This is a genomic window from Arcicella lustrica (assembly GCF_034930985.1).
GTDB classification, from domain to species: domain Bacteria; phylum Bacteroidota; class Bacteroidia; order Cytophagales; family Spirosomataceae; genus Arcicella; species Arcicella lustrica.
Genome location: NZ_JAYGIM010000001.1, coordinates 460,995 through 474,527, shown reverse-complemented (window position 1 = coordinate 474,527; position 13,533 = coordinate 460,995). Strand labels below are relative to the sequence as shown.

The window sequence follows — 13,533 nt, the reverse complement described above, 5'->3', positions numbered from 1 at the left end:
TTATTTCAGAAAATCTGCGAGTTAAAAGACAAAAGAAGGAAGATTAAAGACTTACAAATAAATCTCTGGTAAAAAGAAAAAATAAATAAAAGCTTAGGACTAAAATCTGACATCCGATAGCCGAAATCCGATAGCCATATAAATTATGCTTAAAACAACTGTAAAAGTATCAATGTTAAATAACCTTTCTGACGCACGTTATTGCGCTGGAATGGGGGTTGATTTGTTAGGTTTTTCGATGGATGAACTTGACTTTGAAAAATTCAAAGAAATGCGTGGCTGGTTAGCTGGCGTACAAGTGGTTGGAGAAACAGATTCAACAGATATATCAAAAATTATTGAATTAACTGAAAACTACCAACCCGACTATTTACAAGTAAGTGCTTGGGAGAATTTGGCTGAAATTCAAAGAATTGGTTTGCCAATTATTCTAAAAGTAGATTTTGCGACGGCAAATCTTCCTGCTTTGTTTCAAACTACGAAAGGAATGGTTGAGTACTTTTTATTGGAAAATTCTGACGAATTTGGCGTAATTGATGAAGCAACTTTAAGTCAAGTAGATGCTTGGTCGTTTCAGTATCCAATCTTGTTAGGTTTTGGAGCGAAAGAATCAAATGTAAATGACCTTTTAGAACAAACCCAATTAAAAGGATTTGCCCTAAAAGGAAATGATGAAATCAGACCGGGTTTTGGCGATTTCGATGAATTAATGAATATTTTGGAAGTACTGGAAACAGATGATTAAGGTTTCATTGGAAATTTATCATCTCTGTGATTACTTACTTTGAAAGATAGGTACACTCCCATACCTAATAACATGATGGATACAATTGCTAGCGCCATAATTGTAGATTTTTAAGGTTAATAAAGGTTTATTTCTGAAAATACATACGTTAAAACGTACTCATTAGATTTAGATTAACACCCGAAAATAATTGAAAGCTATTGATTTTCAACAATTTCCGCAGAAATTGTATCCATTAATTTATTAAACGGTAAATTTGAATCTAACCAATTGATTTTCAGCCCATCATTTTCCATTTTCCTAAAGTAAGTCATCTGCCTTTTTGCGAATTGATGAATGGCTATATTCAGCTTTTCAACCATTATTTCGCAAGAAATTTCTTCCTTTAAATATTGCGTAATAAACTTATACTCTAGTCCATAAAAAATAAGTTTTTCAGCAGGAATACCTTTCGATAAAAGTGTTTGTACTTCTTCTATCATTCCATTTTCTAAACGATGAGTTAATCGTTTTGTGATTTTTTCTCTACGAAGTTCAGTAGCTGGGTTTAAACCAAAAAATGTAGCTTTGGGAATAGCTTGTGGTGTAATTTTAAATGTAGGATTGTTCTTCAAAAAAAGACTGATTTCAATGGCTCTGATTAATCTTTTCTTGGTAGAAGTATCCGATTTTTCTGAATAAACGCTCTGGTTTTCTTCAAAAATTTTCAATAATTCTTCGGTAGATTTTTCAAGTAATTGCTCTCTCAACTTTAAATCTATCGGAATTGAAGTAAACTCGTAACCTTTCAAAACGGCATCCAAGTACATGCCTGAACCTCCGCAAAGTATTGCTTTTTTTCCTCTTTGAATAATATCTGTGTAGGCTTTCTGAAAATCTTGTTGAAATTGATAGATGTGATAGCTTTCGCCAGCGTCTATAATGTCAATTAAATGATAAGGAATTTTCTTGCCATCAATCGTGTATTCATCCAAATCTTTACCTGTACCAATATCCATTCCACGATATACTTGTCTGGAATCGGCACTGATGATTTCTCCATCAATCTGATGAGCCAATTGTACTGCTAAATGTGTTTTCCCACTTGCAGTTGGACCAAGAATAACGATGAGTGAAGACATTTTTTAGCTTTCGGATTTCGGTTGTCGGCTTTCGGATTTGTTTTAGCTTTTAGTTTTCGATTATCGGATTTCGGTCGTCGGATTTCGGATTTTATTTTAGCCTTCAGCCTTAGCTTATCTCATCTTAACTTATTTTCACAATTATTTAAAAATGAAAGCTGATGACCGATAGCCGAAAGCCATTTGGCTACATTAACAATCGCCAAATAGCTGAAAGAAAAATTCCAAGAATAGCAAATGGTGTAAGTACTTTCCAAGTAAGATACATCAATTGGTCAACACGTAAACGAGGGAAAGTCCAACGAATCCACATTTGTACGAATACTCCTGCATACGATTTTGCAATCAACCAGAAAAATCCCCAAATTGCTCCAGACCAAGTATTGGGCTCGCCAGAAGTCCAATCGGCTAATTTCAGAAAACCAATATTTGGGAAAGGCGTATTCCAACTTCCTAAGAAAAGAATCGCTCCAAGAATACTCACTAAAAGCATCATTCCGTATTCCGACAAAAATACTAAAGCCCAACGCATACCAGAATATTCTGTGTGGAAACCTCCCACTAATTCAGATTCTGCTTCGGGTAAATCGAAAGGAGCTCTGTTACATTCAGCCAAAGTAGCAATAAAAAAGATAATATAAATTGGGAAGAAAAAGGGAACTCGAACAATATTCCAAGTTAAGAACCCTCCTACTTTAGAAACATCAATGTCTAAAAATTTTAAGCCAAACAAGTAATTGGTTTCTTCAGTATAAATTCCTTGTTGCAAACTGATTTCTTGCAGGTTAAGACTTTGAGAAATCATTGCCACACAAATTACCGTCAAGCCCAAAGGTACTTCATAAGAAACAATTTGTGCCACAGAACGCATCGCACCAAACAATGAATACTTATTGTTTGAAGCCCAACCAGCCATTAAAATACCAATAATATCTATCGAAATCACAGCCAATAAGTAAAACAAACCAACTTCCGCTTGTGAACCTTGAAGATATTCGCTTGGTCCTAAAGGCAATACGGCGAATCCTGCAAAAATGGCTACGAAAATAATACAAGGAGCTATCAGGAAAAGACGCTTGTTAGCCAAAGCTGGCACAATGTCTTCTTTTTGAAGTAATTTTATTAAATCGGCAAGAACTTGTAGCAAACCATATTTCCCAACTTCCATCGGACCCAAACGGTCTTGCATGAAAGCTGATACTTTCCGTTCTGCATATACACCAACTACAACATTGGTCAATACTAAACTAAGACAAATAAGTAAGGCTATGTACATTTTTGAGAACTCTTGGGGAATTTGAAGATTTGAAGATTTGAAGATTTGAAAATATCAGCATCCTGTCCATTTTCAAATCTTCAAATTTCCAAATCTTCAAATCAATTGATAATTATCCTACCAAAGTAGCAAGGGCAATTGTTGCTTTTTCTAAAGCTTGTTCGAAGTCTTCAATCAAGTCTTCTACAGCTTCTAAACCAACGGCTACTCTTACTAAACCATCTGTAATACCCACTTCAGCTCTTTGCTCTGCTGTTAATTTTGAGTGCGTTGTTGAAGCTGGATGCGTAATAATTGTTCTAGTATCACCTAAATTTGGAGAAATCGAAGCAATTGTAATGTGTTTCGACATCTCGTTTACCATTTCAAAACCTCCTTTTACATCAAAAGTAAGAATTGCACCACCCATTTTCATTTGCTTTTTAGCTAGTTCAAATTGTGGATGTGAAGCTAAAAACGGATATTTTACAAAATTTAATGCTGAATTATTCTCTAAAGCATGCGCTAATTTCAAAGCATTTTCAGAGTGTTTTTCCATGCGTAAATGGATTGTCTCTAAACTTTTTGATAAAACCCAAGCATTGAATGGAGACATTGATGGACCTGTATGACGTGAAAAGAAGCGAATTTCTTTCACCAATTCTTCTCTACCACAAACTACTCCACCTAATACTCTTCCTTGTCCGTCGATATATTTTGTAGCTGAGTGAATTACTAAATCTGCACCCCAATCGGCTGGTGTTTGGATAATTGGTGTTGCAAAACAGTTATCAACCGCTAAAATCAAATTATGTTTTGCTTTTAACTGACAAATCGCTTCAAGGTCAATTAAATCTAAACCCGGATTCGAAGGACTTTCGCAGAATAAAAATTTAGTATTTTCTTGAATGGCCGCTTCCCAAGCTGAAAGGTCATGACCATCAACGAAAGTAGTTGTAATGCCCCATTTAGGAAGAATTTTACTTAAAATTTGGATACAAGAACCAAAAAGCGCCTTTGAAGCAACAACATGATCGCCCGATTTTAACAATGCTGCCATCGCTGCGAAGTTGGCAGCCATACCTGTAGCAAAGGCGATACCAGCTTCTGTGTTTTCAAGCATACACATTTTATCTACAAATTCATCCACGTTTGGATTCATGTAGCGAGAATAAATATTCCCTTCCATTTCATCAGCGAAAATGGCACGCCCTTGTTCTGCATCTTCAAAAGTAAAACTTGAAGTAAGATATAATGGAACAGAATGCTCACGGTTTTGAGAACGTTCTGCTTGTATTCTGATGGCTTTAGTCTGTTTTTTCATCGTATTCCGCAGTAAAAAGAATTTCAAAAAGATAAAATATCAGCCTCTAAATGAATAGATTTTGATAAGAACCGCAAAGATAGAACAAAAAAGCTGTCGTTGTTCCAAAAAACACCCATTACTGTGGCTTGTTATATTCAACTACAAGCAGTTTTACTGTTTTATTCTTTCATCAAGATGATAAGCGACTGTACTTTTAATCTTTACTTTTGAAAAGTCAGAATGAAGTGGATTCAATACATAGTTGAATTCGTCTGGAATAATTGCAGAAGGTACTTGAAAAACAAGATATTTATTTTCTTTTAATATGTTAGAACCAATCTCCATTGAAATCCTTTGATTGAACCAATCCTCGGGCAAGTTTTCTTTTGTCAGTTTAAATATTTCACATTTAGGGAGAATAACTTCAACGAAAACTAAATCATCAGGAATTTCCTCTTTTTTTACATGTACAGAAAATTCTAAAACACACATTGCTCTTGAAGAACCAAGATATAGACAAGGTATGCCTTTATGATTCCATCTACCTCCATATAATTTTGAACCTTCTCCAGATAAATCAGATGCGAACTTTGATTTTGTTAGCCTAAATACTCTCATTATGAAAAAATTCCATGTTCTATTCTACCTAAAATGTCATCCACTTTTTTTATACCCTCTACCGTGTTTAATAAATTAAAGGGAATCTTTTCATCAAGAGCACCATTAGGTTTTCTCAACCAATTTTCAAATTTCCTAGCATCACCAAAAACAGACAATCCATGTTCATATAAAGCCGATTGTTCTATTGTATTTCTTGGTGATAAACGATTGTTCGTAGTAACACGCAACTTGTGAGCTGGAATAACCGATATGTTACTTTTATTCGTTTTAAATCTTGGAGATAAATAACTATTTATATTAGAGATATTTCCTATTCTTTTTACATTATGCCTTGTATTCCTAGGAGTGCCCTTATTTAAGTTAGCTTCTTTAGTTTCTCCATTCTCTAAACTATCTAATTGCTCTAATTCCATAGTATTAAGGGGATTATAATTTGACACTTTAAAATAAACACTAGTAAATATAATGAAGTATCCTTGTAATTGTTATTCCTATTCGAACATATTTAACAAGTAAAAAAACAGAAACGATAAAATTCAACATTTCTTCAAAATTAAATATGACCTTTATCTCATGAAAATATTACTCATTGAAGACGAAAAAGAGATTTCTAACAGCATTAAAAGCTATCTTAAATCGAACGATATTATCTGTGAAGTAACGCACAAAGTTCAAGATGCTTTAGAGAAAATTGCTAGTTATGAATATGACTGTATCCTGCTTGATTTAATGTTGCCCGATGGCAATGGTTTTGAAGTTTTGAAAACATTGAAAAGATTAAATAAATCTGATGGTATCATTATCATTTCTGCCATCGAATCTTTAGATACTCGTTTAGAAGGTTTTAATTTAGGCGCAGATGATTTCCTGACCAAACCTTTTCATTTATCTGAATTGCTGGTAAGGATACATTCTTTGATCAGACGAAAAAACTTTAATGGCAATAACCTCATTAAATTCAACGAAATTGAAATTGATTTTTTTGCTAAAACAGTATCCGTAAATGATATAAAGATTGATTTCACCAAGAAAGAAATTGATTTATTACTTTATTTAATCGGTAATCATAAAAAAGTACTTTCTAAAAGTGCTTTAGCAGAACATCTTTCTGGCGACATGGCTGATATGCTCGACAACCACAATTTTGTGTATGCTCATATTAAAAATTTGAAGAAGAAATTAAACGAAGCTGGCTGTCAGGATTATATAAAATCTGTTTATGGCTTAGGATATAAATGGGAAGCATGAAAGGATTACTCCATAAAACCTTACTTTTTTATAGCATTTTCACAACAATTATTCTGTTGTCGAGCTACCCTTTTGTTTATTGGGCAATGGATAATCTTTATAAAGAAGATGTTGACGAAGCGATTTTTCAAAGAAAAGATGAATTTATTGCCTACAATTTACCAAGTCTAAAAATTGAAGATATTCAACAATGGAATCGTTTTAATAGAGATATTAAAATCTTGCCTGATACTGTTGCGAGCAAAGATTTCAATCATATTATCGAGCAAAAAAATTATGACGCTTTAGTTTCGGAATGGGAACCATATCGAATTTTATACACTAAAATTAAGATTCAAAATCAAGCGGCCGTACTAATGATTCAACTTAATTTGGTTGAGTCAGAAGATTTAATCGCTACGCTTGGGCGTTTTTATTTATGTATTTTATTCATTTTGCTGGCAGTTATTTTATTGTTTGCCAAATTTACTTCTAAGTATTTGTGGAAAAGTTTTTATGATACTTTACAAAAAATAGAGCGATTCAATCTCGAAAAACATGATGCTCCTACTTTTCAACAATCTAATATCAAAGAATTTGAACAATTGAATAAAAGCCTAAAGAAACTCATCACGGCAAACATTCAATCTTATCAATCACAAAAGGAATTTATTGAAAATGCTGCGCATGAATTACAAACGCCTTTGGCAGTTTTTCAAGGTAAAATTGATACGCTTTTGCAGCTTTCGGATGTTACTCAGAAACAATTTGTGATACTGAGTTCGATGAACGATACCGTTTCTAAGTTAAATCGTTTGAATAAAAACCTTTTGTTACTTTCCAAAATCAATACTCCTCAATACAATGAAACGATTCATTTTAATTTGGCAGAATTGATTAAAAAACCTTTAGATTTCTTTACGGAACAAGCTATTGCCAAAAATATTAAAATCAAGTTAGAGATGGATGATACTGTAATGGTGAAGGCGAATCTTATCCTTACAGAAATTTTAGTGAGTAATTTGTTCTTAAATGCTATTCGTCACAATGTCAATAAAGGTAGTATTCACATTTCGCTCAGTAATCATACTTTAGTTTTTGCGAATACTGGTATTCCTGAACCTTTGAATAATGACAAATTATTTACTCGTTTTTCAAAAGCAAATCCATCTTCTCAAGGCAATGGCTTAGGTTTAGCCATTATTAAAACCATTGCAGAACTCAATCAGTGGAATGTTACTTATACCTTTCAAAATAATCTGCATACTTTTTCTATAGTTTTCTGAAAACTCAAAATTTCTTCTAATTTGAACTATAGCTTTGCTTCAAATTAATATTAAAAACAATGAAGAAAATCCTTATATTATTTTGCTTTAGCATATTAAATTCCGTTGCATTTGCTCAAAAATCAGGAAGTATTGTCGGGAATTTAACCGCAAATCAAGAACCTATAGAATTTGCGACGATTACTTTATCTAAACTTCCAGATTCTACCAAAATCGTTTACTTTACAAGTTCGGATTCTTTGGGGCATTTTTCTTTTGAAAACATCAATCTAGGAAACTATTTGATGAAAGTAAGTTTGATTGGCTACAAAACATCCATTCAGAACATTAATTTATCAGAACAAAATAGTCCTTATTTTTTAAAAGACTTTAGGCTTTCAACAGATGATAAACTCTTGAATGAAGTAGTGGTAACTTCTCAGAAAAAACTCATTGAAAAAACTACCGAAGGTTTTATCGTCAATGCTAATGCTAATATTACGCAATTGGGCGGAACAGCGACAGACCTTTTAAAAAATACACCTACCGTATCGGTTGATGCTGAAGGAGCTATTACTTTAAGAGGAAAAACACCTTTGATTTTAATCAATGGTAGAAATTCAAATCTTACCAATACCGACCAAATTCCTGCAAGTAGTATTGAAAGTATCGAAATCATTAACAGTGCTTCGGCAAAATATGATGCCAATGCTGAAAGTGGGATAATCAATATCAAACTCAAAAAAAATACGCAAAATGGCACGAATGGAGCCATCGCTATTGGCGGGGGATTTGGGTCAAGAGAAAGAGCGAATAGTGCTTTGTTGATTAACCATAAAACTGACAAATGGAATATTGGTTTAGGTTATGATAATCGCTTTGCTGGTAGAACGAAACGTATCACCAGTAATCGAACAAATTTCAATTTACCCGATAAATATTATATCAATCAAGATAGAAATGATGAAAGAGTAGAGCGCTTGCAAAACCTAAAATTAAACTTAGATTTTGCACCAAATGAAAAAAACGCTTTCGCTTTTGAAGCCATCGGAAACCTTGAAGGACAAGACAATGATGAATTACTGAACAGTATCATTCAGAAACAAAATAATAGTTTTAATACGGGTAATAATCGCCATTCATGGGAATATAAGCGTTCAAAAGTGGCTGAATTTGCGTTGAATTACAATCATAAATACGATAATCCACAAAAATCTTTATCTGCAAGTATTACTTCTTCTATTGAAAACGGGAAGGAAAACACTGATATTTCAACACAAAATATCGACGAAAATGCGAATAATATCGGAGCGATTTTCTGGCAAAGAACACACAATTATGAAAATGGTGTTATTTCAAATGCCAAACTAGATTATACTTTGCCTATTTCTGAAAAAGGAATCTTAGAAACAGGTTACAAAGGGATTTTCCGTAGCATTAAAACTGATTTTGAAATGGCTGATAAACTTGAAAATAGCTACGTTATCAATCCTGCTTCTAGCAATATTTTTAACTTTAACGAACAAGTTCATGCGGTTTATGCGCTTTATCATTCATATTTCGGAACGGCTGAACAACCTAAAGTAAAGTATGAATTTGGGCTCAGAGCAGAACAAGTAAACAACAATGGCGAAACGCAAAATAACAGTACGCATTTCACAAACAATTATTTGAAGCTTTTTCCAACGGCTAATATCAGTTACTTTATCAATGCAGATGAATTTTGGAAGCTTAGTTATGGTAAAAGAATTAACCGTCCGGGTTTGGGGCAGTTAAATCCTTTTGTGGATATAACAGACGCATTGAATCCGCATAGTGGAAATCCGAATTTAAAGCCTGAAATTATTCATGCGGTAGAAATCAGTTATAATAAAGAATGGGATAAAGTTTCACTTTCATCAAATGTGTTTTACAGACATGCCAATAATACGATTAGAAACTTTTTCATCGCTCAAAATGATGGCTCAGTACTTAATTTACCCAATAACATCGGAACTGCCGACAGCTATGGTTTAGAAAATATTTTTACCGCTAAACCAACAGATTTTTATGATTTAAACGCCAGTATTTCATTATTTCAACAAAAATTAAATGGAAGTAATGTATCAAGTGATGCTATCCAAAGCTCTTTTAACTGGTACGGAAAGTTAATCAATAATTTTGCGCTTAGTAAAGGTGGAAAATTACAAGTAATAGCCAATTATAATTCAGCAGCGACTACTCCGCAAGGTAGATTAATAGCCTTATATAATGTAGATTTAGGTTTTCAACAAAAACTCGGCAAAGGAAATACCCGATTGGGTTTAGTGGTAGTTGATGTTTTTAATACCTTAAAAAGTGGTTCTAAAAATTTCACCAACGAATTTACAAGTTCACGTAGCCAAAAAGCTGATACAAGGGCAGTCATGCTTACTTTAGCTTATACTTTCAAAGCTGCTTTCAAAGAAAAACTATTAGATAATAAGTTTTCTAAAGAGTTTTAGCATTGTGTTATCACTAATAGGATACAAACTCCTACTTCTTGAAGTCTCCAATTTCGAGAAGTAGGAGTTTTAATTTCAGCAAATTTTCTTTTAGCCTAATCTCTCCTATTTTCCATTTCTTTTCCTTACTTTTGAATCATTAGACTCTCTTTATAAAATATTGTTTATCAATCTTGGCTTTATCAAAAAAGCCAATTGTTTAGTTTCTTCAGAAACTGAGCTGTTTTTGTATTTTCATATTTTATAAAGAATATCATGAATCAAATCATAAAGCTTGCCATTATTGGTGGCACAGGCAAATCAGGTAAATACCTTGTTCAACAGTTACTTAATCAAGGTTTTCAATTCAAAATGCTTCTTCGGAATCCTGATAATTTTCACATTACAAGTCCACAAATTGAAATTGTTCAAGGCGATGCCAGAAACCCAGAAGCTGTCTTTAATCTTTTAAAAGATTGCCAAGCGGTTATCAGTACTATCGGACAACCAATAGGCGAAAGTTCTATCTTTGGAGATGCCAGTAGAAATGTTTTGCAGGCTATGGAACAGTTAGGGATTAACAGATATATCCTTTTAACAGGTTTAAATGTTGACACCCCATTCGACAAGAAAAGTCCCAAGACAAAATTTGGGACGGATTGGATGAAAGAAAATTATCCTAAAACTACTTTAGACAAACAACTAGAATATGAAATGTTGGTAAAAAGTAAGATAGATTGGACTTTGGTTAGGCTTCCTTTAATTGAACAAACGACGGAAAGAAGACAAGTAAACACCAGTTTAGAAGATTGTATTGGCGATAAAATCAGTGCTACAGATTTAGCAGATTTCCTCATCAAGCAATTATCAGACATTACTTTTATCCGAAAAGCCCCTTTTATTTTTGAGGTTTAACTAGCAATATTTCCCTTATTTGATTTTATTAGGACAGATATATTTGTCCTAATAAAATCTATCTCAAAGATAAGACGACTTATTAAAATGATAGAAAAAGCTATCTCAGAGATAAGACCATCCATCTAGGAGACAGAACAAGCTATCAAAAAGATGGAAAAATCTATCTCAGAGATAGAACAACCTATCAAAAAGATAGAAAAACCTATTTCAGAGACAGGACAACCTATCAAAAAGATGAACACTCCCGAGATAGGATTCGTTTGGCTTTTCATTCAAAAATGAATCTAAAGCCAAATAATATTCTAAAATCAAGTTTTGACAACTTTCAAAAAGTTATCAAAACTCTTCGAGATGCTTTTCCAAATCCCGAATGGATGTTAGGATTATAGCAAGGTTTGAAATGTTGTTATAGAACCCTGAAAGGGTGAAACAGCTTGGGAAGAGGAATTATATTTTTGGTAATTTTTAACGAAATTGAAATATATTAGCACAAGAGAATCTATACTTTATACAAAAATGGAGCATAAACCTGCCACACAAAGTACCCCTTTATTAACTGATGTATTGGTTATTTTACAAACAGCCAGACAAAAAGCATATACAGCCGTAAATACGGCTATGGTTCAAGCCTATTGGTTAATGGGCAAAAGAATTGTAGAAGAAGAACAGAAAGGAGAACAAAAGGCTACTTATGGAGAGGCTTTACTTAAAAATCTGTCTGTGGCACTAACAGCAGAATTAGGAAAGGGGTTTTCTTATGCCAATCTTAGAAATTTCAGACAATTTTATCTTACTTTTCCTGATGCTGAGATTTGCTACGCAGTGTGTAGCAAATTAACATGGAGCCATAATCGCTTAATCATGCGTGTAGAAAACCCTGATGCAAGAAACTATTATTTACAAGAATGCTCCAACCAAAATTGGAGTACTCGTACTTTAGAACGAAACATTAATACATTTTACTACCAACGTTTACGGTCTTCACAGCAAAAACAAATTCAACAAACAACCGAAAAAACATACCTAAACGATTTTATTAAAGACCCTTACGTTTTCGAGTTTTTGAATATACCAGAGCCAATTACCTCATCAGAAAAAAACATTGAAAGTGCCTTGATTGAGAATTTACAGGCTTTTCTACTAGAATTGGGAAAAGGGTTTTCATTTGTAGGGCGACAATTTAGAATCTCGACTGAAACAAGTCATTTTTTTATTGACCTAGTTTTTTATAATTACTTGCTAAAATGTTTTGTATTGTTTGACCTGAAAACGACCAAACTAAGCCATCAAGATACTGGACAAATGGATATGTATATCCGTATGTTTGATGACCTTAAAAAACAAGATAACGACAACCCAACCATTGGTATAATACTCTGTACTGAAAAAGATGAAACAGTAGTAAAATATAGTATTTTGAATGAACACAAGCAACTATTTGCCACCAAGTATATGCCATATTTACCTACAGAAGAGGAACTAATCGCTGAAATAGTTCGTGAAAAACGAATGATTCAAGAAAGGGATGAGAGATTATAAAATTAAAATAGTTTTGTAGTACTCCCTTCGGGATTGTAATTATTAGGTTTGGCAAATTTAAAATTTGCCAAACCTAATAAAGTTTACTTCGTACGTTCAATTGTAAATTGGACAAGTCCTGCTAAAGATTTTTTATAGATAGAATCTGGGAAAGTTGAAAGAATGTTTTGTGCTTCTTCAACGATGTTTTTCATTACTTTGGTAGCATACTCCAATCCGCCAGATTGTTTTACAAATGATATTACTTCTGCTACTTTTTTAGGATTATCCGATTCGTTTTTGATGATATTGATGATGTTACGCTTGGTACTCCAACTAGCTTGGTTCAAGGCGTAAATCAATGGAAGTGTCATTTTCTTTTCTTTAATATCAATACCTAATGGTTTTCCAATTTCGGCATCTCCATAATCAAAAAGATCGTCTTTAATTTGAAAAGCAATGCCTACTTTTTCACCGAAAGAATGTGCTTTGGCAACCGTTTCTTCATCTGCACCCACAGAACTCGCACCAGCCGCACAGCAAGCGGCAATCAAGGTAGCCGTTTTTTGGCGGATAATTTCAAAGTAAACATCTTCAGTAATGTCTAAGCGACGAGCCTTTTCTATCTGTAATAATTCTCCTTCGGTTATCTCTTGAAAAGCGGTAGAAATGATTTTCAGGTTTTCAAAATCATTGTGTTGAACAGAGAGTAAAAGTCCTCTTGTCAATAGATAATCTCCTACCAAAACAGCGATTTTGTTTTTCCAAAGGGCATTTACCGAGAAGAAGCCACGACGGTAATTAGAATCGTCCACCACGTCGTCATGCACTAAAGAAGCAGTGTGCAATAACTCGATTAAAGCGGCTCCACGATACGTTTTTTCAGTGATTGTACCACAAATACCAGCCGATAAAAATACAAACATCGGACGTAACTGTTTACCTTTTCTTTGGACGATATAATTCATTATCGTGTCCAAGAGCATCACCTTTGTTTTCATAAACTCCTTAAACTTTCCTTCGAAGGCATTCATTTCAGTGAGGATCGGAGCTTGTATTTCTTTGATAGATAAATTCATAATATTTTTAAATGGC

Annotated in this window: 12 protein-coding genes; 6 read left to right on the top strand and 6 right to left on the bottom strand. The window is 33.5% G+C overall.

All coding sequences use genetic code 11. From position 1 onward, the window contains the following. The first annotated feature begins 145 nt into the window (after positions 1–145). Positions 146–745 (top strand): beta/alpha barrel domain-containing protein, encoded by a 600-nt coding sequence (locus VB798_RS01840; protein ID WP_323255357.1) that lies wholly within the window; start codon positions 146–148, stop codon positions 743–745. A gap of 197 nt (positions 746–942) precedes the next feature. On the opposite strand, the gene miaA is transcribed toward VB798_RS01840, so the two are convergent. The 5 genes from miaA to VB798_RS01815 all read right to left on the bottom strand — a co-directional run bounded on the left by miaA (position 943) and on the right by VB798_RS01815 (position 5,461). Then, positions 943–1,866, bottom strand: a complete 924-nt coding sequence (gene miaA / locus VB798_RS01835; RefSeq protein ID WP_323255355.1) for a tRNA (adenosine(37)-N6)-dimethylallyltransferase MiaA — start codon at positions 1,864–1,866, stop codon at positions 943–945. Between the two features lie 187 nt (positions 1,867–2,053). After that, positions 2,054–3,142, bottom strand: coding sequence for a complex I subunit 1/NuoH family protein (locus VB798_RS01830; protein ID WP_323255353.1), 1,089 nt, complete (start codon positions 3,140–3,142; stop codon positions 2,054–2,056). Positions 3,143–3,254: 112 nt separating this feature from the next. Next, positions 3,255–4,445 carry a trans-sulfuration enzyme family protein gene (locus tag VB798_RS01825; protein ID WP_323255351.1) on the bottom strand — a complete coding sequence of 397 codons (1,191 nt, stop codon included), beginning with the start codon at positions 4,443–4,445 and terminating at the stop codon, positions 3,255–3,257. A 153-nt stretch (positions 4,446–4,598) separates the two neighbouring features. Then, complete coding sequence (locus VB798_RS01820; RefSeq protein WP_323255350.1) at positions 4,599–5,045, bottom strand: RES family NAD+ phosphorylase; 447 nt, start codon at positions 5,043–5,045, stop codon at positions 4,599–4,601. Continuing rightward, a complete protein-coding gene (locus tag VB798_RS01815) occupies positions 5,045–5,461 on the bottom strand; it encodes an antitoxin Xre/MbcA/ParS toxin-binding domain-containing protein (RefSeq protein WP_323255348.1) in 417 nt (138 codons plus the stop codon). Before VB798_RS01815 ends, VB798_RS01820 begins: the two co-directional genes overlap by 1 nt. Before the next feature lie 160 nt (positions 5,462–5,621). Here VB798_RS01815 and VB798_RS01810 point away from each other — a divergent pair, with 160 nt between their 5' ends. From VB798_RS01810 to VB798_RS01790, 5 genes are all read left to right on the top strand, one after another. Continuing rightward, on the top strand, positions 5,622–6,296 hold the full coding sequence (locus tag VB798_RS01810) for a response regulator transcription factor (protein ID WP_323255346.1): 675 nt from the start codon (positions 5,622–5,624) through the stop codon (positions 6,294–6,296). Next, positions 6,293–7,561 (top strand): sensor histidine kinase, encoded by a 1,269-nt coding sequence (locus VB798_RS01805; protein ID WP_323255344.1) that lies wholly within the window; start codon positions 6,293–6,295, stop codon positions 7,559–7,561. The genes VB798_RS01810 and VB798_RS01805 overlap by 4 nt, the downstream gene beginning before the upstream one ends. Positions 7,562–7,620: 59 nt before the next feature. Continuing rightward, the gene (locus VB798_RS01800; protein ID WP_323255342.1) at positions 7,621–10,023 is read left to right on the top strand and encodes a TonB-dependent receptor domain-containing protein; all 2,403 of its coding nucleotides are present in this window, start codon (positions 7,621–7,623) and stop codon (positions 10,021–10,023) included. A 255-nt stretch (positions 10,024–10,278) separates the two neighbouring features. Continuing rightward, a complete protein-coding gene (locus VB798_RS01795; protein WP_323255340.1) occupies positions 10,279–10,917 on the top strand; it encodes an NAD(P)-dependent oxidoreductase in 639 nt (212 codons plus the stop codon). Between the two features lie 519 nt (positions 10,918–11,436). Continuing rightward, the gene (locus tag VB798_RS01790; protein ID WP_323255338.1) at positions 11,437–12,459 is read left to right on the top strand and encodes a PDDEXK nuclease domain-containing protein; all 1,023 of its coding nucleotides are present in this window, start codon (positions 11,437–11,439) and stop codon (positions 12,457–12,459) included. Between the two features lie 83 nt (positions 12,460–12,542). Here the strand turns inward: VB798_RS01790 and VB798_RS01785 are convergent, their stop codons facing one another. Then, the gene (locus VB798_RS01785; protein WP_323255336.1) at positions 12,543–13,517 is read right to left on the bottom strand and encodes a polyprenyl synthetase family protein; all 975 of its coding nucleotides are present in this window, start codon (positions 13,515–13,517) and stop codon (positions 12,543–12,545) included. Positions 13,518–13,533: the final 16 nt, after the last annotated feature.